Origin of the sequence: Caballeronia sp. LjRoot34 (assembly GCF_964253815.1) — a bacterium.
Taxonomy (GTDB): Bacteria; Pseudomonadota; Gammaproteobacteria; order Burkholderiales; family Burkholderiaceae; genus Caballeronia.
Map to the genome: position 1 here is coordinate 54852 of NZ_CAXUSB020000003.1, position 26392 is coordinate 81243.

Below are 26392 nucleotides of genomic sequence, written 5' to 3' on the forward strand. Positions count from 1 at the left end.
GATACGTACAGCGATGCCGCGGCGTCATCAATGCGCGGCATATTCTGTCTTGAGGATCCTCGTCTGCGAACGAGAGTGATGCTGCTTCAGGCTATTCACAGCCTGAAGCAATCAATACCCGGATTGCTTCAGGTACACGGTCCCGTCCGCGAGACGTCGCGCGGTACGCAGGATTTTCGCGGAATGCACCGTGCGGCCCGTCGACGATTCATCCACTCGCGCCTCCACCCCAATGACGCCCGACGGATGCCCGATCTCGATCAGCTCCCGTGACAACGCCCTCTTGGACAGGTAGCGAGACGGGATCGAACCTTCTATGCGGCAGGCAGCACCCGTGCAGGCGGTGCCCGTCGTCGCCAGGGCCTGGGCCGTGCTGCCGGTGGCGTATGACCGGCACACGAGGTCGATCGACTCGGCATGGACTTCCGTCCCGTCGGTAAATTTCTTATACGTGGTCGGCTTCTGCACCGCGATCAAGAGCGGTATCGCAGGCGACACCCGCGAGTCCCAGTACTCGCCCAGTCCGACTTCATGCGCCACCGCCTTGCGAATTGCATTGATCCGGGCGACCAGGGCGATATCGCCGTCGATTTGGGCGGGAGTCTCCGTTCCGGTCATTCCCAACGAGTCGGCGGCAACGAACACGACGAGATTCGCACAATCGACCACCGTCACTTCGATCGACCCGTATCCTGGTACAGGCAAGTTGACGGCCGGATCGCCGAGCGGCAGCAGCTTCCCTGTGGTCGCGCCGGCGGCACGGCTGAAATCCAATGCAATCGGCGCGCCGCTTCCAGGCACGCCCCCGATCGTCAGTTGTCCTTCGATCAAGGGAATACCGCCGCGGACCTGGACTTCCGCATGAATGACCTTGTCGGTGTTGATATTGTGAATACGGACCGTCGTGACCCCTTCTTCCGGTGCGACCAGGCCCTCCTGGATCGCATACATGGCCACTGCCGACGTCAGATTGCCGCAATTGGGCTTGAAGTCAACTTCGGCGGCGGAGACTCCGACCTGCCCGAATAGATAGGTCAAGTCGGTTTCAGCTCGAATAGGCTTCCCGATGATTGCAACCTTGCTCGTCAGTTTGTCGGCCCCGCCCATGCCGTCTATCTGTCGCCGGTCTGGACTTCCAAACAAATCAAGGATGAGCGGCACCAGCCTCGCACGATCCGCCGGAACATCGCCTTCACGGAGGAAGACACCTTTGGAGGTGCCCCCGCGCATGAGGGTGAACGGAAGAGACATTTGCTTCGTCATTGTGATCCCTTCTTCTAAAGATACGGATTCGTCAGGCATGCAAACCTAAGATTTGCCAGACGCTTGCTAATAACCGCCACTAATGTGGTCACCTGGAATAGCGGTTGAGCAGTCCTTGACTACTGCCACGCCTGGGCGATGAATTTCGTGTTCAGGTAGGCCTCGAGACCTTCGCTACCGCCTTCGTGCCCATAACCGCTGTCCTTGATCCCGCCGAACGGCGCCTCCGGAATCGAGACGCCAAGGGTATTGACCCCCACCATCCCGGCTTCAAGGTCATCCGAGATGGCTTGCGCCGTCGATAGAGACCGCGTGAAGGCATAAGCCGCGAGTCCGATGTTCAGGCTATTCGAATGCCTGACCACCTCTTCGTAGCGCTTGAACGGCACCACCGGCACTAACGGGCCGAAGACCTCTTCCTGCATGAGGGCAGCGTCCAGAGGCACGTCGCGCAAAACGGTCGGTGCATAGAAATTGCCTGTTCGTCCAACCCGATTACCGCCGGTAACGACGCGAGCACCCTGCGCGCGCGCCTTGTCGACGAACCCTGACACCGCCTCGAGGCGCCTCACGCTGGTGAGCGGCCCCATGTCCATGCCCGGCTCCAGGCCGTTGCCCACCTTGAGCTTTTCACTGGCTGCGCTTATCAGCGTCAAGAAGCGCTCGTACACGCCCTCCTGTACGAAGAAGCGGCTCGGACAACTGCACACCTGGCCCGCAGTCCTGAACTTGAAGGGCATGATCTTCGCCACCGCGGCGTCGACATCTGCATCGTCGAACACGATTACCGGCGCGTGACCACCCAACTCCAGCGTGATGCGCTTCGGAGCCTGAGCCGCTTGCGCCGCCAACAATCGGCCTACTGCGATGGACCCGGTGAACGATACCTTGCGTACGTGGGGAGAGCTGATGAGCCGACGCGAGATGTGGGAAGGAACGCCATAGACAACGCTCAGCACGCCGTCAGGCAAGCCGGCTTCCATCAGGATCCTTGCCAGGGCGACGGCGCACGAAGGCGTTTCCTCGGCGGGTTTGAGGATGACCGAACAGCCCGCGGCAAGCGCCGGCGCCAACTTGCGCGTGGCGGTCATCAAAGGCCAGTTCCACGGCGACAACGCGAGCACGGGTCCAATCGGCTCTTTCGTTACCATCTGCCGCACGCCCGGGGCGCGTGCCGGAATGATCCGGCCGAACGCACGGCGGGACTCCTCCGCGAACCAGTCGAGATAGTCCGCCGCGGAAGTCACCTCCATCGTGGCCTCCTGCAAGGTTTTGCCGTTTTCCCGGGTGATCGATTCCGCGATGCTCGCGGCGCGCTCACGCATGAGTTGCGCAGACTTGCGCAACACTGCGCCGCGAGCGAGTGCCGAAACCCGGCGCCATTTTTCAAATCCCGCTACCGCTACCTCGGCCGCTTCATCGAGGTCCTGATCCTGAGCGACGTGGAACTCGCCTTCAACCTGTTCGGTTGCCGGGTTGACGATCCTGGCCGTCTCCCCATTGCTCGAGTTTCGCCATTTGCCATTGATCAAGAGTTGCAAGGTGAACATGTTCATCATCCTGGAAGTGAGCGGTGCGACCGTTGAATAAGACGAGAGATAACTGACTGCGCCAACTATAGCTTGCAGTCGCGCAGCGATTGCGCCGGGTGAAATCCGAACAGAGATGACACCTGTTCATTAATATCTTGAGATCCTCTCTTCACCTGCATTCCGACATCAGGAGGCCTGTCCGATCGGAATGCCTCCACGTATTACCCTTCCGAAATCCGAACAGTCATGCCTGCGAGTCAGCAATGACGAAGGCCACGGGTTCGCTCCCTTGGCCCGGACGGCTGGCATCTCCTTAGCCGGCATGCCTTTGCAAAAAATCGCCGCGACCGCAGCGGCCGGAAATCCCGCTGAAAGGCGGACTTATTGGCACCGGCAAAAGTGCCGTACCTGCTGTTTTCACAAATTGACATGCCTTGAACCCGCACGTAAAGTCGGCTGCAATTCCACCAGCAAAAAAAGCTGTGCATTGCTGCGGCTAGCGAAGCGATCGCCGCAGCTTCCATAGTGTTATAACGCGGGTCAAATGCGCGCACCGAGTGCGGCCAATGAATGTGGCCAATGAGTGCGACCACATCAATACAAAGGATATCTAATTGGAAAATTCATGCTTTCTCTGGCATACGCATTCCGACGCGAATGCCTCGCTCATGCAGCGGGCCACGACCTTGCCTGACCGGACAATGACGATGCGGCATGGATCACGAATTACACGGTCCCCATACAATGTCCATATCGCCTACGGGCTTCGACAAGGCCATCCTCGCCAAAGCGTTAACGCTCGGACGCTTCGTCACTTGCCCCTTCCGGCGGCAACAATTTCGCCGTCAACCAACTGGAAATCATGATGTCGTTTCGTCGGGGTTGGATCGCTGTATTCTTGTTTACGCTCGCGATGATCAACTACATGGATCGCGTTGCTCTGTCGATGGCCGCCACTCCGTTGGCCAAGGAATTCCATCTGTCTTCAATTGCCATGGGGTACCTCTTTTCTTCCTTCATCTGGAGCTACGCCCTGTTGCTCCTGCCGATGGGAATCATGATCGACCGTTTCGGTGCGAAGCGGATGGCGGCTTGGGGGGTATTTGTCTGGTCTCTCGCGACTGCGTTGACAGGCCTGTCCACCAGCATTGTCACCCTCTTCGCTTCACGGCTGATCATGGGAGCGGGAGAATCGACGAGCAACCCGATCGGGGCGAAGGTGATACGTCAGTGGATCCCGGTGAAGGAGCGCGGCATCATGACATCGCTCTTCACCGGCGGCTCGTATTCCGGGCCGGCCTTCTGCTCGATCATGCTCGGCTCATTGATCGCTCTGTATGGATGGCGGGCCTCGTTCATCGTCGCCAGCGGCATCGGTTTCGTATGGCTTGCGGCATGGCTCGTGTTCTTCGATTTGCCCGAAAAGGTACGATGGCTCAAGGCGGACGAACGTGCAAAGATACTGGATGAGCAGCGCCCGAGAACTGTCGTAACCGGCGAAACGGAAATGGCGAGTTTCCGGTCGCTACTGCGTACCCGAACGCTCTGGGGACTGGCGATTGCGCAAGGATGCAATGCGTACACGCAATATCTGCTCTTGACCTGGCTGCCGAGCTATCTTCAGGCAACCCGTCACATGAGTATCCTAAAGACAGGTGCGTTCTCGGCTGTGCCTTACGGTACGGCGGTGGTTGGCTGCATCCTGATCGGCACCCTGAGCGATCGTTATCTCAAGAAAAGCGGGGTAAATTCCGGTCGCCGCAGAAATGCCGTCGCCTTGGCGTTAATCGCCGGCATGGCGATTTTTGCTGTGCCATTCACATCGAGCATCAGCGCACTGCTGCTGATCTTCTGCGTTACGCTGACCGGCAACGCGTCTACTTCCGCCCTGAACTACGCGTTGTTGAACGACCTTCTTCCCAACCCGGGCGATGTTGGGAAAGCCACGGCATTCATAGTACTGGGAGGCAATGTCTTCGGTCTGGTGGCACCCATTGCCACGGGCTATGTCATTGCAATGACGGGCAGCTATGACTGGGCGTTCGGAATAGCCGGATTTCTCCTCCTGGTTGGCGCGGTCGTTACATTGACCATGACCCGTCAGCCAATGACGGCGAGTGCAGGACGGGTTTGTACGCCACATGTTGCTTGATTTTCGCGAGCAGCCCGTTCGTTCAACGCAAGACGAGCACCAATAATGACGCTCCCGTAGAGTGAACGGGCTTCGAGAGTCGACCCATAACATTGCATCTCGCCAAAATGCCGTGAGAACCCATGACAACATACGTCGATAGAAGCCGATACCTTACCCTTGATGAAGGATTCAACCTGGGGCGCCCGCAGGTGCCTGCTCATATCTTCAGCCGGGAGCGCGACGAGGCACTCCTCGAGCATGACGATTCGGTACGTATTCCTTGCGATATGAAGTCGGTCATCGGCGGTGACGTAGAAGCAACGGCCCCGCTTTTGCTTGCTTCCTACGTCAGGTTGAAACCGGGAACACCGCTCGTGCTGACGAGCGGCGCGACATCCGAGATCTTTTACGTCATCCAGGGCGCAGGCGTAACGACCTGGGGTGATGAGCAGATACGCTGGCAAAGCGGCGACGTTTTTCTACTGCCTGGCGGGGGCGAGGAGACGCATTGGGCGGAGGGCAAAGCGAATGCCGTCTTATGGCAATGCACTAACGAACCGCAACTCGCCTACGAAGGCGCCCTTCCGCCGCCGATCGACAAATCCCATATCCGGCCTACGCATTACCCCCAAGCGGCCATGCATCGGGCGTTGGCCGACGCAAAAAAGCTTGAAATGAAAAATGGCATGAAATCGATGGCGATCATGCTTGCGTCGGAGTCGTCGAAGTATGGAACTATCACGCCAAGTTTGACGTTGGCGTTGAATTCGGTCGCTGCCGGGACCTCCCAGATTCCACATAGACACAACTCAGTTGCGATCTCGCTCGTATTGGAAGGAGAGTCCTGTTATTCGATTGTCAACGGTAATACGGTGCATTGGTCCAGGTTTGCCACCTTCGTCACGCCAGGCGGTGCATCGCACTCTCACCACAACGAATCTCCCGGGAATGCTTTACTGCTTATCGTGCAGGACGGGGGGTTTTATTACCATTGCCGTACGATGGGATTCGCCATAGTCGACACACCAACGCCTTCATGAGTTGTCGGCGTCCTTGGAACCCGAACGGAAATGTGTATGGGCCAATTCCCTAGTTGACGACCATCTCCACATGCAGGCGTTGACGTATTTCGAGAATACGTCGGGGATCATCAAGCATTTTTCCGACAGCGAGATAGAAGCAATATAGCTCGGCACTGGGTGCCTGCCGAAGCGAGTCGAGAATGTCCATGCTTAGAGGTGTTTTAACGGGCGAGCGGCAAGAGCTCATGCACGCGATTGACGGAATAAGACGGCAATTGCTCAAGCGTTCGCTTGAGCCACGCGTAGGGCTCGATCCACGCAACGCCGCATTCCGACAAGTTCCGAAACCCGTAATCCTGCGGCGAAACGAACCGTGAGGTTCGACTCGCCCGAAGCGTGGGTTGACCCGCCGCTTCAAGCCAGGCTTCCCAGTCGCGTGGACGGTTTTCGCTCGTTAGCCAGGTCTCAGTAACAAACTGCTCAGTGGTCCTCATGCCCGAACGGCGGAGTAGGGACGGACTCGCAATCACGATATTTGATTCTCGAAACAACGGTCACGACTGAAATTGGCCGCCGTTCGGTACATCCCGCCGTATTGCAACATCGAAGCTTCCACTGAATGCAGGCTCCGATGCGTTTAAGCCGAGTATGACGGGTATTTTATATTTTACTAAGGAGGCTATCATCCAGAGAAAGGCCGCCGTCACGGACTAGGCAGACGGTCAGATGTTCGGGAACGGCGCAGGTGAGTGACAGGCAAAAGCCGGCCTGAAGGAGGCGTGGAACTGACGCGCTCAAATCGACGACAATCGCACCTCCGCAGACTCGCCCGCTCTAACAACATCTCAACCGGCATACGCCAGGGGCCGCCTTTAAATCCACTGGTCGTTCTCGACAGTACGCTCGCCCTTCGCGCCATCGCCCGTGTTCACCACGCCTCTCGGCTCAATCAGCAGCATCTTCACTTCTGCGTTGGCACGGGGCCTATGCTCGATGCCCTTCGGCACCACGGCCATCTGACCGGCGCGCAGGACGATCGTATCGTCGCCCGAAGGCCCCCCGCGAACGTCGATACGCAACTCGCCTTCGAGCACAACAAACGTTTCGTCGGTATCGGCATGCCGGTGCCACGGGAACTCGCCCTCGACCTTCACGACCTTGAACTGATAGTCGTTCATTTCAGCGACGACGCGCGGTTGCCAGTGCTCATTGATCTGCGCGATCTTGCCCGCCAGGTCGATGGTCTGACACTGGCCGCGCTCGGCGGGCGTGGTGGTGGGGTTCGAGGATTGGGACATTGTTCTCTCCGTTAAAGGGCCAATAAAGGGCCAATAAAGGGCCAATGCGTCGAGGATACGCATGCTCCTTGCGGCCGTATTGAACGATCGTGGGTGTTTTAGCCGCGCTGGACGCCACCGGCGACACGGAGCCAGCGCCCCGGCGTCAGTCCGAATGTGGTCGAGAAGTGTCGCGTCATGTGGCTCTGGTCCGCGAAACCCGCAGCCGCCGCGGCCTGAGCGAGCGAGGTGCCAGCGAGCAGCATGCGGCGCACCGCATCGAGGCGCCGCATCGTCAGATAACGGTAGGGGCTCGTGCCATAGAACGTGCGAAAGTCGTGCGAGAGGCTCCAGCGATCACGGCCCGTCGCCGCTTCGAGTTCGTCAAGCGTAACGACGCGCGCGCAGTTCGCGTGCAGATAGTCGCGTGCGCGCCGCGCCGCGAGGAAGTCGCCTTTCGAGCGTCGTACGGGCGTGCCGGCAACGGCGGCAAGCGCATGCGCCAGTTCGGCGAGCGCGTCGCTCTGTTCGAGCGGTTCGAGCGTATAACCCATGTGCAGCAGCAATCTCGCAGTGGCCACCGCAAGGCGCGGATCGGTCGTCACGCCACCCTCCAGGAACGGTAGCGCGCGTCCGCCGAGGACTTCCTGAAAGAGCGCCGGTTCAATGTAGATCATCCGGTACCGGAACCCTTCGTCGGTGCCCGCCTGACCGTCGTGAGCCTCATCGGGGTGCAGCACGATCGTGTTGCCGGGCAGGCTGTTTCGCTGGCTGCGCCGATAGCTGAAACTCTGGACGCCGGCGAGCGTGCGGCCAATCGCATAGGTATCGTGGCGATGCATGGCATACGCCTTGCCGTGAAACCACGCTTCGATGCGCTCGACACCTTCTATCGGCTCGGCACGCCGCACCCAGTCGGGACATGAGACGTGTGCTTGTCGGTTCATGATGTAAGGCCCTGGATGGCCTGAGGCTGCCTGAGGTGTCGCGCTGCGGCACGGGCGCTCAGGCGCGGTACGGTGCGCAGCCGCTACCCGAACTGGTTTAAGGTCGGACGCGCACAGCCCATACGCAGCAAGGGTCTGAGCGATGCCCTACTTGCTCAGACCTTCCATGAACTGGACGGTCTCATAGCCCTGCACGAGTTTTTCGAAGCCGCGCACGACATCTGCTTCCATCTCTATCACTCCCCTGTCACCCTGAAAATTTGAGCGAACGGCCGAATTGAACCGGTTGTTGAAGTAGTCGCTCACCTCCTTGATGCGCTCAGATGTTGCCGCATTGGTGTAGAGAACTGATTTCGGCGACGCAGCATCGTAGAACAGGTTGTGCTTCCACTTCGGGACAAACGTATCAGGTTTCGTCTCGGTGATAAGAAATGAACCCACCACCTGAAGCTTGCCCTTCATGCCTTTGGGGGTCACGAAAGTCCAAACTTTTCGAGGGAGCCGCTGCTTCAATTCTTCCAGCTTGTCACCCTCTGAACCCAGCGTTCCTACGCGCCCTTCTTTCATATCCGACGCGTAGTTCTTCCAATAATAAAAAATATCCACAACTACCCTACCTGTAGGTTGACGAGAGCTATCTTTTCTTCAAGTTCACGCGAGTTCACGCGAGTCCACGCGCTCGCCCGAAGTAATCCAAGGCCAAGGCGCAGATATGTCCACACCTGGCCGATGCCGCCAATCGTCGCGTTTTGCGTACGCCACCGCCTCGTGCGTCGCGGTCGAGTTCCGTGAGGAGGCATTTTCAGCCGTAGGGAAAATACGGCACGCCCTGACCGTTCGCAAAGCTGCCTTTTTGCGTGCTTGCCCTTCGATCGTTCATCACAAATCTTCACGGCACACTAGCCTGGAGCATGCGGCGCAAAGACGGGCTCAATCGTCGCCGGGTTTCGTCATACGCCTTCGACGAGAACAGCGCGATAGCGCGCCCCCTTGAAGCGATGCTGCGCGACGTCCTGATAAGCCGGACTGTCATACCACGCCCGGGCGGCGGCCGTGGACGGAAATTCCACGATCACGACGCCCTCCGGCGCGTCACCCTCGAGCACCTGCTGAGGTCCGTAGGCGGCAAGAACCTTGATCGGGTGACCTTTGAAGGTCTCCCCGACCTTGCTTTGATAGATGTCGAGTTCGCCCTGATCCTGCGTGCTTTCTCGTGTGAAGACAATATAAGTCGCCATGGCGTGCGCTCCTGCAGCGGTGAGAAGGTGCGCACGATGATGCCACGAAACCGCAGGCGCATCCGGTACGCTGTCCGCGCAGGTGTCGGGTCATCACGTGAACGGAGAACCACCCGATCCTCGTACGCGGGCATTTGCGGGGCGATGGTACCCGTAAAATCAGGTTTTTGCAGGGCGATGTACCGCCCGGGAAAGTGTCCGAACCATCCCGGTATCGAAGCGAAATGCGAAGGCCGACCATAACCTCGCCGCTGCGGAGGCGCCCGGATTATGAGTCACCGGCTGAAGCGATCGAACCGCTCTGCCGGTATCAGCAATGTCACCGATCACGGAATTCGGAACTGCTCACGCTGCTGACGCGTACTGTCCGTTTCCTGGGTTTTCCCACTCTATTTCAGTCCGAACCCGAGCGTCCGCAAGGCGCTCACGAGCCGATCACGCCCGGATAGCGCCTCTGGACCCCGCATGCGGCTTGAGGCCTGCGCGGTCCAGTCCAGTTCAGGCAACTGCTGCAGGCGCTGGAACGCGTTCATCGATGCATCATAGTCCGCCAGCGCTTCAACGGATTCCTGCTGATAGCGCTCCAGATGCATGATCACGCGCTGAGGCAAGCGCGGCTTGATGTCCGTCTTGACCGCGGGGTCCGGATAGCCGATGGTCAGCCCGAACACCGCAAACGCTTCGGGCGGCAACCCCAATTCCGCTGCAACGTCCTCCGGCTTGTTGCGCATGCCCCCGATATAGCAGCAGCCCAGGCCCAGCGATTCGAGCGCCACGACCGCATTTTGCGCCGCGAAAGCCGCATCGGCCACCGCGACAAGGAAAGCTTCGAGATAGTCGAGACCACCAGCATTCGTCCCGCCAGCATCGGAGATACGGCGCAGACGCGACAGGTCCGCGATAAAGACCAGCAGCAGGGGCGCCGCCGCCACGTGCTTCTGATTGCCCGCGCAAACGGAAAGGCGCTGCTTGCGGGCGGCGTCGCGCACGGCCACCACGCTCCACGCCTGCAGGTTCGACGAACTGGCCGCGGACTGTGCCGCAGCCAGGACCGTCTGAAGAACATCGGCCGGCAGTGGCTGGTCCGAATAGGCACGCACCGACCGGTGGCTCAGCAAGGTTTCGATCACATCGCTAACGGGCGTATCCGTCGTATTGGGCGTCGGCAACCACGAAGCGCCGTAGCGGTCGCGTAGCAGCGCATGCAGAGTTCCGGCGTCCGGTACGTCATCGCTCGTCGTAATGGGCTCAGTAATCGGCTCACTCATGTTCAGCCTTTTCTCGTCAAAAGTTCGGTGGTGGGAACAATCACAGCAGGCGACGATATCACCATCGCGCCACCGCAGCAGACGCAGCGCGCAGGTCTGCCCTCTTATGAATCAGGCTCGCGCTTGCGGGAACCGCTGCTAACAGCCCTTGGCGCTCGTCAGCCCGACGGGACAACCCAATGCCACCACAAGGGGCGGCTATTTCTGCGCGGTCAGCTTGTCCTGCGTGTTGGTTTCGAAGTCGGCGGCGTCATGGCGCTCATGCAATTGACTTGAAAGCTCCCCAAATACGCGGTTAACCATCCGTCCACGCCGCGCGGCCGGGCGTTCCCCGATCGCATCGGCCCAGCGCTGAACATGCTTGTAGTCCTGCACCGCCAGAAATTCGGCCGCCCCGTAGAGCCAGCCCTTTGCCAAGCCACCATACCAGGGCCAGACGGCCATGTCGGCGATGGTGTACTCACTGCCCGCCAGGTATTCGTTGACCGCGAGCTGCTTGTCGAGCACGTCGAGCTGACGCTTCGTTTCCATCGCGAACCGGTCGATCGCATATTCGATCTTCGTCGGGGCGTAGGCATAGAAATGGCCGAAGCCTCCACCCAGATAGGGTGCGCTTCCCATCTGCCAGAACAGCCATGACAGGCACTCGGCGCGCGCGCCGGCCTCGGTCGGCAGAAAAGCCCCGAATTTTTCGGCAAGGTATAGCAGAATCGCGCCGGACTCGAAGACCCGGATCGGCTTCGGGCCGCTGCGATCCAGCAGCGCGGGAATCTTGGAATTCGGATTCACCGCCACGAAGCCGCTACCGAACTGTTCACCCTCGCCGATCTTGATCAACCAGGCGTCGTACTCCGCGCCGCTGTGCCCGAGTGCCAACAGTTCCTCAAGCATCACCGTGACCTTCACGCCGTTCGGTGTTGCCAGCGAGTAGAGCTGGAGAGGATGGCGGCCAACGGGCAGGTCCTTGTCGTGCGTCGGCCCCGCGATCGGGCGGTTGATGTTCGCGAAGCGGCCGCCGCTATCCTTGTTCCAGGTCCAAACCTTCGGCGGCACGTAATCGGACGAATTGCTCATGCTCAATGCTCCTAGCGTCATGGGGATAGGTATCTCGATGCGAGATTAACAAATTGACGGGAAATGTGCCCGCCACGCCCTGCCGCCAGGGACATACGATCGCCAAAGGACCGATGAATTGCGCTCCCGGAACCCATCGGCCAACCACTGGCCGATTCTGCTCATCGGCAGCATAACTAGTGCCAGACATATCGATCTCGTTGGCGCTTGGGTCCTTACTGCGACAAAACCTCCTTTCCGCCCATGCGCCTTTTACCAGCGTTATTCAACGTGAGGAGGTGTTTCAAAAGAATGAAACGGCACGGGGCTAGGCAATGTCCACTCCAGACCTTCGGCACCGTCCCACGGCTTCGCGTCGGCCCGTACCTGCCCGGTCCCTCGGTAGGTAGGCAACGCTACCCAGAACAGGAAGTAGACCTGCAAAAGACCGAAACCGAACGCACCGATCGTCGCGATCTGGTTGAAGTCCGTGAACTGCGCGGGGTAGTCGGCATAGCGTCGCGGCATGCCGGCCAGTCCCAGAAAATGCATCGGAAAGAACGTGACGTTGAAGAAGATCATCGATCCCCAGAAATGAATCTTCCCGCGCAGTTCGTTATACATGTAGCCGGTCCATTTCGGCACCCAGTAGTACCAGCCGGCAAAGATACTAAAGAGCGAACCCGCCACCATCACATAGTGAAAGTGCGCAATGATGTAGTAGGTGCCATGCAAGGCCACATTCAACGGCGCCATGGCGAGCGTCACGCCGGTCAGTCCCCCTACGACAAACACAAAGATAAACCCCATCGCAAAGAGCATGGGCGTTTCGAAGGTGAGCGAACCGCGCCACATCGTTGCGATCCAGTTGAACACCTTCACGCCCGTCGGCACGGCGATGGTCATGGTTGCGTACATGAAGAACAGTTGGCCGGTCACGGGCATGCCGGTCACGAACATGTGATGCGCCCAGACCATGAAGGAGAGAATGCCGATGGATGATGTGGCATACACCATCGAGGCATAGCCGAACAACGGCTTGCGGGAGAACGCCGGAATCACTTGAGACACCATCCCGAAACCCGGCAGGATCATGACGTAGACCTCGGGGTGACCGAAGAACCAGAAAATGTGCTGGTACAGGACCGGATCGCCGCCGCCCGCCGCGTTGAAAAACGACGTGCCGAAGTGCCGGTCAAACAGCAGCATGGTCACCGCGCCAGCCAGCACGGGCATGATTGCGATCAGCAAAAATGCGGTAATGAGCCATGTCCACGCGAACATCGGCATCTTCATCAAGGTCATGCCGGGCGCGCGCATGTTGAGGATCGTTACGATGATATTGATCGCACCCATGATCGAGGACGCGCCGGCCAGATGAATTGCGAAGATGGACAGGTCCATCCCGGGTCCCATCTGCGTGGAAAGCGGCGCATACATGGTCCATCCTGCGGCTGGTGCGCCGCCGGGTACCCAGAACGAGCCGATCAACAACACGCTGGACACAGGCAGAAGCCAGAAGCTCAAATTGTTCATCCGGGCAAACGCCATGTCGGATGCCCCGATCTGCAGCGGAATCATCCAGTTGGCAAGACCGACGAAAGCGGGCATGACCGCCCCGAAGATCATGATGAGCCCATGCTCGGTCGACAACTGGTTGAAGAACTCCGGCCGCATGATCTGGAGGCCGGGCTCGAATAATTCCGCGCGAATCATCAGCGCCATCACGCCGCCGATCATCAGGTTGATGATCGAGAGCAGGAGATATAGCGTGCCAATGTCCTTGTGATTGGTCGCGAATAACCATCGACGCCAACCGACGGGAATATCGTGAGCGTCGTGGTGTTCAACAACGATATCGGAGGTCATATCACTCATTTTTATTCATGATCCAGAGTTGGCGAAACAATCGGGAGTGCTTTGAAAATAGACGCTGAACCCGACTATTCGTGTTGATTTGAATGTTGGCGCTAGTGACCAAGCAACGCTGCACAAGCGGCGAGCGTATCGCTGCCGGAAAGACGGCGAGAGAGTTCCAGGGGAATGACAAGGGACAAGCGCAACGTCGCATTCATCCATCCGATCCGGTGCGCGAGCCACTTCGCCGGGAGAGGATTCGTGTCGGCTTTGAACGTGAGCGTTGGCCCTTCCCCTGTTGTCGACGCAACCACGATCGCGCTCGTGCCCGCGTCCACATGCAGATCGATGAGCCGTTCGAGTGCGGGAAATCGATTTTCTCATCGGCGGTCATCGGCGTGAGCAACGCCACGATTGATCCCCGCAACAATGACGAGTCTGTCATGGCAATTGCTCCGCCCGCGTCATCTGATTCGATGCCTCGACGCGCTCCCACCGGATACAGCGTGCGAGACGCCGGATACCCTCGCCAATCTGCTCGACCGATGCACTGGCAAACGACAACCGCAAACGCGTGCGCTCGGGATGCCCGGCGTAAAACGGTGCGCCGGGCACGTAAGCCACGCCGTGCTCATCGATCGCGTTGCGCAGCATCGCCGTTGTGTCCACGAACGGAAGATCGGCCCAATAGAACATGCCGCCCTCGGGATGCATCGCGTTGAATGGCGTACCGCTCAGTTCCGCCTTGATCGCGCGCTGCATCGCGCGGGCCTGATTTTCATAGAAGCGCCGCATGCGGCTGAGCGAAGGCTCGAGCGACCCCGCATTCAGGTAGTGGAAGGCAACAAGTTGCGACAGAGTCGAGGCGTGGGTGTCGCCCAGTTGCTTCGCGACGACCACATGGCGCAAGAGTTCCGCTGGCGCTGAGAGCCATGCGAGCCGAAGCCCGGGCGCAAGTATTTTCGAAAAGCTCGCCAGATGAATCACCCACTGGCGCTCTTCTTCATTGGCCAACGCAAATAGCGACGGCGGAGGTGGTTCGTGGAAATAGAGCTCCCCGTATGCATCGTCTTCGACAATGAAAAAACGGTGAGTCTTCGCCAGCGCCAGCACTTGCTTGCGGCGCCGTAAAGACATCACGTAGCCCGTCGGATTGGCAAAGTTCGGAATCAGATACAGCAACTTCGGCCGATGCCGCACGAGCATCGCTTCCAATTCGTCCACCCTCACCCCTTCGTGATCGGTCAGCACGGGCAGCACGTCAGCGCCTTGAAACTGGAAGGTTTGCAGCGCACCGAGATAGGTCGGTGCCTCGACCACTACCCGGTCGCCGGGATCAACCAGCACGCGTGTAATCAGATCGATCGCCTGTTGAGACCCCGTCGTAATGAGAAGATCCGATGCGTCGAGCTTCATGCCCTTCGTCTTCGCCCGCTGGGCGATCAATTCCCTGAGCGGCTCATGACCTTCGCTTTTGCCATACTGAAACGCAGTCGCAAGCGATGAGATGAGTGCACGCTCGGTGGCGCCGCGCAGCCCGTTCAGATCGAGTGCAGCCGGGCTTGGGAAACCGCCGGCGAGCGAAATGACATCGGGTCTGGACAACAGCGAAAACAACTCGCGAATAGCCGATGGTCGAACGCGACGGGTCGCACTCGCATACGATGAAGTTTCGATAGTCAATTCGAGCTAGCTTCCAAGAACCGCGTACAAAATGATTGGGACCGCGGACAATCAGCCACAATGGCATCACGCGACGACGCTTTCCTTCTGATACGAAGCATAAGAAAATGGCAGGCATTGCCATAGCAGCAGATGACGATTTTTTAACGAAGCAGTTGGGTGGTGCAGGGACAAACGTAGGAACAAGCGCAGGAACAAACGCAGGGACATTGAGAGCCGATGAACAGATACGAAATACTGGCCAACGCAATGGCGGCTGAAATTCGCTCGGGCAGCATCGCGGTCGGCTCGCGCATGCCCTCGCTGCGCCAGATCATCGCGCAACACGGCGTGAGTCAATCCACGGTGTTTCGTGCGTACTACCTGCTTGAAGAATGGGGCCTGGTGCGCGCGCAGGAACGCTCCGGTTATTACGTGGCCCCCGGCGCGAGTGTCACCGCCGCACGAACGCCTCGTACGGCGGCCCTTGCCGAATCGCGCAAGGTCGACATCAGTGACCTGGTGTTTTCCGTGCTGGACGCGGCAAAAACGCCGGGCATCGTGCCGCTGGGTTCCGCCTTCCCTTCCCCTCTTCTTTTCCCGCTACCGCGTCTTGCGAAGTCGCTCGCACAAGCCTCGCGGCTGCTCAGCCCGTGGAGCACCGTGGTCGATTTGCCACCGGGCAATGAACACCTGCGCCGCCAGATCGCCATGCGTTACATGGGCATGGGTATATCGCAGCCCATCGAGGAGATCGTCATTACCAACGGTGCGCTGGAGGCATTGAACCTGTGCCTGATGGCGGTCACCCGGCCTGGCGACGTGGTCGCCGTCGAGTCTCCCGGTTTCTACGCCGCACTTCAGGCTATTGAACGGCTGGACTTGCGGGCCGTCGAAATCCCGGTCGATCCGGTGACCGGCCTCGATCTCGACGCACTCGCCGACGCCTTGAAGAAACATCCAATCCGCGCGTGCTGGTTCATGACGAACTTTCAAAACCCGACCGGGGTGACGCTCTCGCTTGAGAAGAAAAAGGCCCTCGTCGAATTGCTCGCGCAGCACGAAGTACCGTTGATCGAAGACGACGTCTACGGCGAGTTGCACTTTCAGCCCGAGTATCCGTTGCCGGCATTGGCGTTCGATAAACACGGACTCGTGATGCACTGCAGTTCGTTTTCGAAGACGCTCGCGCCGGGGTACAGAATCGGGTGGACATCGGCAGGACGATTCACCGACAAAGTGCAGCGGCTGAAATTGATGACGACGCTGTCGGCCAGCATTCCGGTACAGGCCGGTATGGCCGACTATCTTCAGCATGGGGGCTACGACAAGCACCTTCGAAAATTGCGCGCAGCATTGAGCCAGCAACTCGGTGAAATGGATAACGCTATCCGGCGCTGGCTACCCCACGGGGTACGCCGCACGCATCCGAGCGGCGGATATTTTCTCTGGCTCGAACTTCCCGAAGCGATCGACGCAATGGAGCTGCATCGCCTTGCAATCGAACAAGGCATCAGCCTTGCCCCGGGCCCGATCTTTTCTGCCACGCACGCATTCGAGCATTATGTGCGGCTTAACTTTGGTCATCCGTGGAGTCCCAGGATCGACGACGCTATTCGCGTACTGGGCGAGTTACTTGCGCGGCCGTCGGTGCGTGCCAAATTGTGAGGCTGCTCTAGCCGGCGGAAACCAGAAGTGGTCTGTTGTGGTCAAAAAAACTCAGTGCGCCACGGCTGTCGCAAGCCGTGCGAGACAGAACAGAATCGCACCAAAACCCCCAGCCAATCCGATTGCGACCACCGGTAGCAATGGCAGTTTTATCGCCGCTATATCGGCTTGATGCGACGCGCCTTTGCGGACGCCAAAAAAACTCCACAGTACGATTCTCAGCATTCTCAGAAAAGTCATGACTCACCTCCCGCGGTTGATCAACGGCAAAACATTTTCATTGATTCCATCATAGAGGGGTCGAGGCGCGTGAAACAGCAGCAGTTGGGCGAAGTTTTACGGCAGCAGTCAAATTAAGCCGATCTTTGAAATTCATTCCCGACGCGATCTGCTGCCCTGTATCCGGCGCCATCTGCTTCTTGTACCGGGCGCGTGACTCCCTTACCTTGAGGCACGGCCCTGGGTCCGGGCGATTTACGTAAAGGCCGGCTCATGAGCACCCCTGTTGCTCCTCGCGCGCTGCCATTTAAAAGCACTGAAAACAACAACGCGGCCCCATCGGCTTCAATCGACAGGGTCGCAAGATCGTCCTGACAATGTACCAATACACCGAATTCGACAGAACCTTCGTGCGCGGTCGAGCTGCGCAATTCCGCGACCAGATCGAGCGGTGGCAGACCGGCAAGCTGAGTGAAGATGATTTCCGTCCCCTGCGCCTGCAGAACGGTTGGTATGTGCAGCGCCATGCGCCGATGTTGCGCGTGGCCGTGCCGTACGGCGAATTATCAAGCGTCCAGCTTCGCGTGCTCGCCCGGGTAGCCCGTGAGTACGATGAACCCGAAGCGGAGGTATATCGGCTCGCATCAGAGGCGCAACGAAAGCTCGGCACCGTTCGTCTGCCCACCCACTACGCTCATTTCACCACGCGCACGAATGTCCAGTTCAACTGGATCCCGCTGTCAAAGGCGGCCGACGTGATGGACCTCCTGGCAAGCGTGGACATGCACGGCATCCAGACCAGCGGCAATTGCATCCGCAATATCTCTTGCGATGAACGGGCAGGCGTTGCACCCGATGAGGTCGCCGATCCCCGGCCCTTTGCGGAAATCATGCGCCAATGGACGACGCTGCACCCTGAATTCGCATTCCTGCCGCGCAAGTTCAAGATCGCCATTACCGGCGCGATCGAAGACCGTGCTGCCACGGACTGGCACGACGTAGGCCTCCATTTACTCCGCAACGATGCAGGGGAATTGGGCTTTCGTATTTCTGTCGGAGGCGGGATGGGCCGCACGCCTGTCATTGGAACCGTGCTGCGTGAGTTCCTGCCGTGGAACCAGATCATGAATTACATCGAGGCGGTCGTGCGCGTCTACAACCGGTATGGCCGCCGCGACAACAAATACAAGGCACGCATCAAGATTCTGGTGAAGGCCGAGGGCCAGCGTTATATCGATGATGTGGAGGAGGAATTTCGCCAGATCGTGGAACACGATGGCGGTCCGCATACCATCCCGCAAAGCGAATTAGACCGCGTAAGCGCGTCCTTTCTCCCACCGACACTGCCGGAGCAGTTCGTGGAACGTGGGCATGCCACATCCGGGGACGTCATTGATACGCTAAAGGAAAAAGCCGCGCAGCACCCGCTGTTTGAACGCTGGCTGCAGCGTAACGTCGCCCTGCATAAAGACCCGTCGATGCGCATCGTCACGCTCTCGTTCAAGCGGCTCCTTCAGGCGCCAGGCGACGCCTCGGCCGATCAGCTCGAACTGGTAGCGGGACTCTGCGATCGCTTTTCCGCAGGCGAAGCGCGGGTCACGCATACGCAGAACCTCGTGCTCCCGTGGGTCCATGTCGACGACCTGTTCGCGCTTTGGGAAGCAGCACGCAACGCGGGACTGGCAAGCGCGAATGTGCATCTGCTCACCGACATGATCGCCTGTCCCGGGGGCGACTTTTGCGCCTTGGCGAACGCACGCTCAATCCCGGTCGCCGAAGCAATCACCGAGCGTTATCAGGATCTCGACGAACTCAATGACATCGGCCCAATCGATCTTCATATCAGTGGCTGCATCAACTCGTGCGGTCATCATCATAGCGGCCATATCGGCATTCTCGGCGTCGATAAGGACGGCAAGGAATGGTATCAGGTCACGCTCGGCGGATCGGACGGCTCAGCCACGAGCGGTGCCGCGCAACCGGGCAAAGTGATCGGGCCGTCTTTTTCAGCGCCGGAAGTGCCCGAAGTCATCGAGTCGGTCCTGACGACCTACCTGGCCATCAGGCAAAGCGCCGGCATAAGGCAAGAGCACTTCATCGAGACGGTAAGGCGCGTTGGACTCGATCCCTTCAAGGCGGCCGCAAACAATGTGCGCACGAGCGGGGAGCGAGTCGCATGACGGATACCGCGCACATCGGGCTTCTTACAACGCTAGAGCATTCGCTGGACTCAGGCCAACGGGTTGTATTGCTCGCCAATGACGAAGATCCCCTGACGTTGAAGGACCAGCTTGACGGGGTTGGTCGTATCGAACTGCACTTCCCTCACTTCACCGACGGGCGTGCTTATAGCCAGGCGTATCTGCTTCGCCGCCGGCTCGGTTTCAAAGGTGATGTGAGAGCGACCGGTGATGTCCTGATCGACCAGCTCATTCAGATGGAACGCACGGGGTTCTCCAGCGCGGTATTGAAAGAAGGCGTGGATCCCGCCGACGCCCAGCGTCAATTCGAGCGGTTCCCTGCGTTCTACCAAAGTGATGTCTTGAATGAAACGACGGCGCTTCGTCGTAATGCTCAGGAAAACTAAAGCAAGCGAGGCGGCGCGATCAAACTGCAGTCGCGTTTCCTGCGTGATGCGCGCGGGCCGACCGTTTGCACGGACACGCCCGGTTCCTGCGCAATCTTCGTATTGGATTGGCTCTCATGAGCCAATCACGCAATGCTCGCCCGCATCACGTCTCGCTGTGCGGCTGTCTTCCGTCCTGTCAGTCATGGCAGTTCTTGTCTTTCCCTGGAAGTCGAGATGTCTGAGCATTCTGGCCACGGCAAGAGCCGGCATCGAATTGCCGGAGGGTGTTAGAGCCATTGCTTGAGGAGCGCCAAATCGACATTGCCGCCGGAGACAATGCATACGATCGGCCCGGGCAGCGTTACCTTGCCGGCATGTGCGAGCAACCCGGCAACCGCGGCGGCGCCCGCCGGTTCCGGCATTAGCTTGCAGCGTTGCATCAGTAACTTCATCGCATCGATGATCTGATCGTCCTCCACTAGCACGACGTCAGTAAAGCGCCGGCGCACCAGCTCGAAACAGGCTACGCCGGCACTCGGAGCCGCGAGGCCATCGGCTATCGTGCGCACCGTCGGCAGTCGGACCGCGCTGTCAGTCTTCAGGCTTTCGTACATCGCCGGCGCGCCCGTGGGTTCGACACCAACGAGGGCCGCATTGTGCTCAAGCGCCAGCGCCGCCTTCGCGAGACCGCCCGCCATCCCCCCGCCACCAATGCCAACGAAGATCCCGGCAACATCTGGAACAGCTTCGAAAATCTCGCAGCCGAGGGACGCGTGCCCGGTCATCAGCACGTCGTCATCATAAGACGAGATATAGCTCAACCCGCGCGCAGCGGCGACGTCAAGACAATGCTGGGCAGCTTCCTGCGGGGTGCCGTGCAGGATAACCTCTGCTCCGTATTCCCTGGTTGCATGCACCTTGGTCGGATTCGCCATCGCGGCCATCACGACAACCGTCCGGATGCCGAGGATCGACCCGGCATAAGCCAACCCTTGCGCCGCGTTGCCGGCGGAAAACGTAATGACACCCGCGGCGCGCTGCTCGTCCGACAGCGACATGAGCGCCCACAGCATGCCGCGCGGCTTGTACGATCCGGTCTTCTGGAAGAGTTCGGCCTTGAGGTAGATGTCGCGTCCCGCTAGCCGGGAAAGGGCCTGGGAACGCCATAGCGGCGTCTGGTGTATGTACGGGGCAATGGCCGTCCTTGCCTTCATAATCTCGTCAATCGAAAGCATGAAATGGTTCTCCTTGGTTAAGGTCAAGTTGCATCAAAATTCCATACGGACGCCGAGATTTCGTCTCCCCGCTTCCAGATACAAATGCCGCGCGCAGACCAGGTCCTGAACCGGGATGCCGAGCGACTTGTAGAGGGTGATCTCGTGATCCGCAAGCCTGCCTGATTTTCGGCCCAGCAGAACCTCGCCAATCTCGCCGGCGATGTGCTCGTGCGTGACGCGGCCGTCCTCTTGCGCCGCCAGAAATTCCCCGCCTTGCAGAATCGTGGAAGGCTTGTAGTCGACGAAAAAACGCGACATCGCGACCGCGTCGCTATCGATTTCCCGAGCCGCAGCGACACTGGAGCCGACCACGTTCAGATGCGCGCCCGGCGTGATCCACCGCCCTTCGAGAATGGGCTCGAGCGCGGCCGTCACGGTGCAGATCAGACTGGCGCCGTCTACTGCGGCCTTGACCGTGGAAACGACTTCGAACGATGCATCGACGAATTGCATTGCCTCACGCACGAACATCTCGGCCCGTTCACGCGAGCGACCCCAGACGCGTACCCGTCTGAGCGGCCTGACGATCGACATCGCCCGCAGATGCTGCAGCGCCTGCTCTCCGTAGCCGAGGATTGCAAGATCGTCCGCATCCGGCCGGGCCAGGAGACGGGTGGCAAGTCCACTCGCCGCCGCGGTACGGATCGCGGTCACTTCGCCCCCGTGCACGATCGCGACCGGCGCGCCGCTCTCGGTGTCGAACAGCAAAATCGCGCCCTGATGCGACTGCATTCCACGCGCTCCGTTCTCGGGATAGACAGCAGTCACTTTCGCCCCGAAGCAGTCCGGGTCCGATACGGCTCCCGGCATGAAGCCAAGGCAGCGCCCCCGGTCACCGGGCAGCGCAACGATCCAGCGCGGGGGCTGAATCGTCTGGCCCGCCGACGTCGCGCGCATCGCCTCCTCCATGAGGGCGATACAAGCGGACATCGGCAGCAGTTCTCGGACAAGTGCCCGGCCGATCACACACAACTCCATTTCGATATTCCTTCTCTCAAGAAAACAAGACCGCTTATTGGGAGACAAGACGAGCTTTCGAACCCGAGGACGATGCCGTGCTTAATCGTCCCTGCTTGAATCGGTCCGCCGCATACCGGAAAAATTCCAGCGTGCGTCCTGTCAAATGCTTCAACGCTCGGGGATCGAGGGCATCGGAATCATCGATCAACGACCCTGCGGCTTGAGGAAATACAGCAAGCGGCTTTCAAGTCTCCGGAACGCCCATACGAGCGCGAACGCAATGACCGCGTAGAGCAGCGCAGCAATGCCAAACGCCTGGAAAGGTTCATAGGTTGCGGAATTAACATCGCGCGCCACTTTCAGGATGTCCGGTATCGTCGCGGTGAAGGCGAGCGTGGTGGCGTGCAGCATCAGGATCACTTCATTGCCGTAGGCTGGCAACGCGCGCCGTAGCGCGGATGGCAGCACGATGCGCGAATAGAGCGTGAAGCGCGACATGCCGAAGGCTTTGGCTGCCTCCACTTCTCCATGTGCAGTGGCCTTGATCGCGCCGGCAAAAATGGCCGTGGTATAGGCGCATTCGTTGAGCATGAAGGCCAACAGCGTACAGTTCATCGCATCGCGGAAGAATGCGTTGAACAACACGTGCGAACGCACGGCCTGCAGGCTGTAGAGTCCGGTATAGCACAGCAGCAATTGCACATAGAGCGGCGTGCCCCGGAACACATAGGTGTAAAGCCGGACAGGCATCGAAACGAACTTGTTGCGCGACGTGCTGGCGACCGCGAGCGGCACCGCAAGGCAAAAGCTCAGAAAGATCGATGCGACGAGCAGCCAGAGCGTGACCACGAATCCCGTGAGCCGGTAACCATCGGTGTACAGATAATTTTTCCAATACTCGTGTACCAGTTCAATCACGGCGCCACTCTCCTCACGCCCGCCGAATAGTGTTTTTCCAGCCACACAAGGACGATGTTCGATACGGTCGTAATCGCGAGATAGATCGCACCCGCTGTCACCGCGAAGAAGAAAAAGTCCAGGGTATTCTTCGCGGCGTCCTGCGAAACCTTTACAACGTCGACCAGTCCGATGATGGAGACTAGCGCGGTGGCCTTCACTATCACTTGCCAGTTGTTGCCAATACCTGGCAGTGCGAAGCGAATCATCTGGGGAAACATCACGCGGCTGAATACCTGCCACGGCGACATGCCGCACGCATACCCCGCTTCGATCTGCCCACGAGGAACCGACATGAATGCGCCGCGAAACGTTTCGGTAAAGTACGCGCCGTAGATGAAGCCCAAGGTCATGACACCCGAAACGAACGGATCGACACTGATCGATTCGATCCCCAGCGCGTCCGTCATCCGGTTCAGCTGTATCTGAATGCTGTAGAAAAGCAGCAGCATGAGCACAAGGTCGGGAACAGCGCGAATCAGCGTCGTGTAGGTCATGCCGGCGACGTTACAAGCGCGGTTGCGCGATAGCTTCGCTGCTGCCCCCAGCAATCCGAGAGCGAACGAAACTGCCAGCGCCAGCAACGCGAGCGCAAGCGTTTCGTACGTTCCGGCGAGTAGCTGCGAACCATAACCTTCGAACAGCATGACCGTCTTCCTTCATTGTTTGTTGTTGCGTGCGCCCGATTCGCGCATCGCAAACTGAACCTCGGCTCGCGCCGCCCTCGACTGCATCGATTCACACCATCCGTCATCACGCGCCGGATTTCTCGCTCAATGCAGCGAGCGCGCGCTCCCACGTATTGCGGGTTCGTTGCCACGCAACGGCGCCCCAATCCGGGTCCGCCGGCACGAACGCCTCGAACAGTGAGCGGCTGATCTGTTTGCCGAGCGGGTCGCGAGGATCGCCATACAGATGCAGCCAGTGATCGTTGCGCAACGCCGTATGCACGCGCTCCTCGGGATACGTGCCGCATTCGATCACGAGCTGCATCAGGCGCGTATCTGGAAGCGCTTCGAGTAACGCTTGAGACGTATAGCCGACCGCACGCGCGACCACGCCGGTCTGGTTCGTAGCCGCGTCGGGATCGGTGAACACTTCGTATAGCCACGGGCCGTACAGCGCCTCCGCGTCAGCCAGCGCCGGATAGCGCGACCTCGCGATCGCCAGTAGCATCGGATGGCCGAATGCGCCTGCGCCGGTATGCAGGTCGAATGCGATGGCCGCTTCGGCTGGCCGCAGAAAGCGTTCCACGATTTCACGCAGCGTCCGGTTCGACCACGCGGGTCTCTGACCACCGTAGTAGAGGCCGTCGGCGTGCGCGTACTGGCCCGCGCCGGCGATCGCCTGATACTCGGCCCATCCGAGTGACTGCAGATGAGCGGCGAGCAATTCGTCGCTACGGCGCCGCCCCGGGCCGTCGAAGTCCCGGCACGTATAGACTTCATGGATCGTTTCGTAGCGCGAATTACGGGGCAACGGGTTGTCGAAGTCCAGGTAATTGCGATTCAGGTCGATGTTGTCCTCGTTGACACGCCTCACCCAGGCCGTGCCCCACGGGTTGATCAAGTGAATCATCAGCACGGCGACGTCTTCCGGAAGCTCGCGCGTCGCTAGCTCATGCAGCCACTCTGTCTGGCAGACAGAGCCGTAATACCCCTCGACCCCGTGGGTGCCCGAAATCGTCACCAAGACACGGCGCGCGGTTGGCGCACCCAGCCACGCGACATCCGTCGCCAATGTCTCGTCAGCCGGCCCCTTGAGGGGATGGACATACGAAGTCAGCGTCGCACCCGCTGCGTTCGCCGCTTCCAGAAACTGCATTCGCTGCGCTTCGAAACGCGCTTGAACAGGAAATCCGTGCCTCATGTGCTCCTCTTGTCGAGATAAATAACCTTCAATACCGTGGATCGACTCCTTACGTCCCGTGTCCGTTGCGCTTGCGGCCATACCGGCCGGCAAGCAGCTCAGGGAGTCGTCATTCGTGTGGCAAACCCGGTTGGCGCCCAGAAGTCGGGCGGCGATGCTACAGGGCGATCCATCGCACCTGTTTGAGCGACTCACGCGGAATCGCTTGGCGCATGCAGCGTTCGTCAGCGCCGAATACTTGGGCCGAGGCGCGTTCGCCAAGACCGCCAAATGCTCGCCGGCAACCTTCCGGCTCCCTTCTTGACAGAGCCAGCGATCGATCGACATTGTGTCTTTGCGAGCCGCATGCGTAGACCTATGTAGCCTTATCTCTTGCCATGCGGAAAAGCCCAACCGGATGATCGAAAATAGCTACCTGCAAGCCGTGCGGCATCACATACGCTGCCAGCAAAAAAAGAGGTCAGCTGGAGCATTCATCAAGAACAATGACTTGCTCCTTCTTTGTTTTTGGCTTATTTAACAGCAGTACATGCAATGTTTTCCTTTAAAAAAGCATAATGAAATTGCTGGGAAAATAATAGATGTCGAGTCCTGTTCGTTCGTTTAGACTATCTAAACTAACTGTGGTGTATGTTGTTCGTCATTTTGTAGAAGAGGTAAAAGAATGAGTACGCTTCCGCCATTGCGCGCGCTGCAAATCTTCGAAATAGTCGGCAGGAGCGGTGGAGTAGTGGAAGCGGCGAAGCGGCTTGGCATCTCGGCAGGCGCAGTCAGCCAGCAGATGAAGTTGCTTGAGGACGCGCTTGGCTTGCATTTGATGCAGAAAGAAGGCAAGCGGCTACGTCTTACCCCAGCGGGGCGCCAGTTCCATGAAAGCTGCTCGGCCGCGTTCGAAGGTCTACGCGCCGCGCATGCGCAGGTCGAACGATCGAGGAACATGCTCAACCTGAGCATCAGTGCGCTGCCGTCCATGTTGTCGAAATGGCTTTCAAAGCGCGTGCTGGAATGGCAAGCGAAGCACCCCGAACTGAGCGTTTATCTCGACGGCTCGCATTCAGAACCTGTGCCGGAGGGACATGAATTTGATTTCCGCATCAGTTACGGTGATCGGGTCGCCAGTATGGACAACGCTGTCGAATTGTTCCGCGACAGCGTGGTGCCCGCATGCAGTCCGCAACTGCTGGAAGGCCGGGATCCAATCAGGAAGCCGGCCGATATTCTCGAGTACCCGCTGATTTCAGTGGACTGGGGCCCGAAGTTTGTCTCGCCGCCAATGTGGCGAGACTGGTTTGACGCCAATCATGTTGATAGCGGAGAACTCGATGACAAAAGGCGAGTCTTCACACTAGCGAGCGTTGCGATCCAAGCGGCTATTGATGGCCAGGGTTTTGTGCTTGCGCAATATTCGCTAATCCGCGATGACCTTGCCGGCGGCCGCCTGGTCGTACCGCTGCCGACCGGATTGTCGCTACCTTGGCCTTACTTCCTGACCTGGAAGTCGAACACCTTCGACAGACAGCATTGCCGCAGCTTTCATCGGTGGATTCTGACCCATAGCAAGGAGCAGCAGCAGATCAACGACTGCATGCTGCGCACGCCGGACTAGACGGCGAACGCAGC

Annotated in this window: 23 protein-coding genes and 1 pseudogene; 6 read left to right on the top strand and 18 right to left on the bottom strand. The window is 59.1% G+C overall.

What is annotated here, in order from left to right; translation table 11 throughout:
- Positions 1–111 precede the first annotated feature (111 nt).
- Together ACSQ36_RS31280 and ACSQ36_RS31285 are read right to left on the bottom strand one after the other, a co-directional pair.
- Positions 112–1263 (bottom strand): 2-methylaconitate cis-trans isomerase PrpF family protein, encoded by a 1152-nt coding sequence (locus ACSQ36_RS31280; protein ID WP_436185028.1) that lies wholly within the window; start codon positions 1261–1263, stop codon positions 112–114.
- A gap of 119 nt (positions 1264–1382) precedes the next feature.
- Positions 1383–2813 carry an NAD-dependent succinate-semialdehyde dehydrogenase gene (locus ACSQ36_RS31285; RefSeq protein WP_436185029.1) on the bottom strand — a complete coding sequence of 477 codons (1431 nt, stop codon included), beginning with the start codon at positions 2811–2813 and terminating at the stop codon, positions 1383–1385.
- Positions 2814–3657: 844 nt separating this feature from the next.
- Here ACSQ36_RS31285 and ACSQ36_RS31290 point away from each other — a divergent pair.
- Complete coding sequence (locus ACSQ36_RS31290; RefSeq protein ID WP_436185030.1) at positions 3658–4947, top strand: MFS transporter; 1290 nt, start codon at positions 3658–3660, stop codon at positions 4945–4947.
- 122 nt (positions 4948–5069) lie between these two features.
- A complete protein-coding gene (locus ACSQ36_RS31295; protein ID WP_436185031.1) occupies positions 5070–5969 on the top strand; it encodes a cupin domain-containing protein in 900 nt (299 codons plus the stop codon).
- A 203-nt stretch (positions 5970–6172) separates the two neighbouring features.
- Here the strand turns inward: ACSQ36_RS31295 and ACSQ36_RS31300 are convergent, their stop codons facing one another.
- The 10 genes and pseudogenes from ACSQ36_RS31300 to ACSQ36_RS31345 form a co-directional block, all read right to left on the bottom strand.
- Entirely contained in the window at positions 6173–6445 is a 273-nt protein-coding gene (locus ACSQ36_RS31300) for a transposase domain-containing protein (protein WP_213763628.1), read from the bottom strand.
- Positions 6446–6823: 378 nt separating this feature from the next.
- A complete protein-coding gene (locus ACSQ36_RS31305; protein WP_436185032.1) occupies positions 6824–7249 on the bottom strand; it encodes a cupin domain-containing protein in 426 nt (141 codons plus the stop codon).
- Between the two features lie 98 nt (positions 7250–7347).
- A complete protein-coding gene (locus ACSQ36_RS31310; RefSeq protein ID WP_436185033.1) occupies positions 7348–8175 on the bottom strand; it encodes an AraC family transcriptional regulator in 828 nt (275 codons plus the stop codon).
- A gap of 147 nt (positions 8176–8322) precedes the next feature.
- Positions 8323–8781 (bottom strand): hypothetical protein, encoded by a 459-nt coding sequence (locus ACSQ36_RS31315; protein WP_213763631.1) that lies wholly within the window; start codon positions 8779–8781, stop codon positions 8323–8325.
- A 344-nt stretch (positions 8782–9125) separates the two neighbouring features.
- Positions 9126–9413: a DUF1330 domain-containing protein gene (locus ACSQ36_RS31320; RefSeq protein WP_436185034.1), complete on the bottom strand. Its 288-nt coding sequence runs from the start codon at positions 9411–9413 to the stop codon at positions 9126–9128.
- 389 nt (positions 9414–9802) lie between these two features.
- Positions 9803–10681 (bottom strand): NADPH-dependent oxidoreductase, encoded by an 879-nt coding sequence (locus ACSQ36_RS31325; protein WP_436185035.1) that lies wholly within the window; start codon positions 10679–10681, stop codon positions 9803–9805.
- Between the two features lie 198 nt (positions 10682–10879).
- A complete protein-coding gene (gene yghU / locus ACSQ36_RS31330; RefSeq protein WP_436185036.1) occupies positions 10880–11755 on the bottom strand; it encodes a glutathione-dependent disulfide-bond oxidoreductase in 876 nt (291 codons plus the stop codon).
- Between the two features lie 261 nt (positions 11756–12016).
- Positions 12017–13612: a cytochrome c oxidase subunit I gene (gene ctaD / locus ACSQ36_RS31335; RefSeq protein ID WP_436185037.1), complete on the bottom strand. Its 1596-nt coding sequence runs from the start codon at positions 13610–13612 to the stop codon at positions 12017–12019.
- Positions 13613–13704: 92 nt separating this feature from the next.
- A pseudogene (locus tag ACSQ36_RS31340) lies at positions 13705–13947 on the bottom strand (hypothetical protein); the annotation flags it as partial.
- 85 nt (positions 13948–14032) lie between these two features.
- Positions 14033–15274 carry a PLP-dependent aminotransferase family protein gene (locus ACSQ36_RS31345; protein ID WP_436185038.1) on the bottom strand — a complete coding sequence of 414 codons (1242 nt, stop codon included), beginning with the start codon at positions 15272–15274 and terminating at the stop codon, positions 14033–14035.
- A 219-nt stretch (positions 15275–15493) separates the two neighbouring features.
- Between ACSQ36_RS31345 and ACSQ36_RS31350 the strand changes: the two genes are divergently transcribed.
- Positions 15494–16921, top strand: a complete 1428-nt coding sequence (locus tag ACSQ36_RS31350) for a PLP-dependent aminotransferase family protein (protein WP_436185039.1) — start codon at positions 15494–15496, stop codon at positions 16919–16921.
- 51 nt (positions 16922–16972) lie between these two features.
- Here the strand turns inward: ACSQ36_RS31350 and ACSQ36_RS31355 are convergent, their stop codons facing one another.
- Entirely contained in the window at positions 16973–17161 is a 189-nt protein-coding gene (locus ACSQ36_RS31355) for a DUF2970 domain-containing protein (protein ID WP_213763638.1), read from the bottom strand.
- A gap of 356 nt (positions 17162–17517) precedes the next feature.
- Here ACSQ36_RS31355 and ACSQ36_RS31360 point away from each other — a divergent pair, with 356 nt between their 5' ends.
- Positions 17518–19320 (top strand): nitrite/sulfite reductase, encoded by a 1803-nt coding sequence (locus ACSQ36_RS31360; protein WP_436185040.1) that lies wholly within the window; start codon positions 17518–17520, stop codon positions 19318–19320.
- A complete protein-coding gene (locus ACSQ36_RS31365) occupies positions 19317–19727 on the top strand; it encodes a DUF934 domain-containing protein (protein ID WP_436185041.1) in 411 nt (136 codons plus the stop codon). Before ACSQ36_RS31360 ends, ACSQ36_RS31365 begins: the two co-directional genes overlap by 4 nt.
- 269 nt (positions 19728–19996) lie before the next feature.
- On the opposite strand, the gene ACSQ36_RS31370 is transcribed toward ACSQ36_RS31365, so the two are convergent.
- The 5 genes from ACSQ36_RS31370 to ACSQ36_RS31390 all read right to left on the bottom strand — a co-directional run bounded on the left by ACSQ36_RS31370 (position 19997) and on the right by ACSQ36_RS31390 (position 24772).
- Positions 19997–20944 carry a threonine ammonia-lyase gene (locus ACSQ36_RS31370; RefSeq protein WP_436185042.1) on the bottom strand — a complete coding sequence of 316 codons (948 nt, stop codon included), beginning with the start codon at positions 20942–20944 and terminating at the stop codon, positions 19997–19999.
- A gap of 33 nt (positions 20945–20977) precedes the next feature.
- A complete protein-coding gene (locus ACSQ36_RS31375; protein WP_436185043.1) occupies positions 20978–21964 on the bottom strand; it encodes an ornithine cyclodeaminase family protein in 987 nt (328 codons plus the stop codon).
- Between the two features lie 186 nt (positions 21965–22150).
- A complete protein-coding gene (locus ACSQ36_RS31380) occupies positions 22151–22864 on the bottom strand; it encodes an ABC transporter permease (RefSeq protein WP_436185044.1) in 714 nt (237 codons plus the stop codon).
- Positions 22861–23550 carry an ABC transporter permease gene (locus tag ACSQ36_RS31385; RefSeq protein ID WP_436185045.1) on the bottom strand — a complete coding sequence of 230 codons (690 nt, stop codon included), beginning with the start codon at positions 23548–23550 and terminating at the stop codon, positions 22861–22863. Before ACSQ36_RS31385 ends, ACSQ36_RS31380 begins: the two co-directional genes overlap by 4 nt.
- Before the next feature lie 106 nt (positions 23551–23656).
- Complete coding sequence (locus tag ACSQ36_RS31390; protein WP_436185046.1) at positions 23657–24772, bottom strand: DUF2817 domain-containing protein; 1116 nt, start codon at positions 24770–24772, stop codon at positions 23657–23659.
- Positions 24773–25436: 664 nt separating this feature from the next.
- Here ACSQ36_RS31390 and ACSQ36_RS31395 point away from each other — a divergent pair.
- Positions 25437–26378: a LysR substrate-binding domain-containing protein gene (locus tag ACSQ36_RS31395; RefSeq protein ID WP_436185047.1), complete on the top strand. Its 942-nt coding sequence runs from the start codon at positions 25437–25439 to the stop codon at positions 26376–26378.
- The last annotated feature ends 14 nt before the right edge of the window (positions 26379–26392 follow it).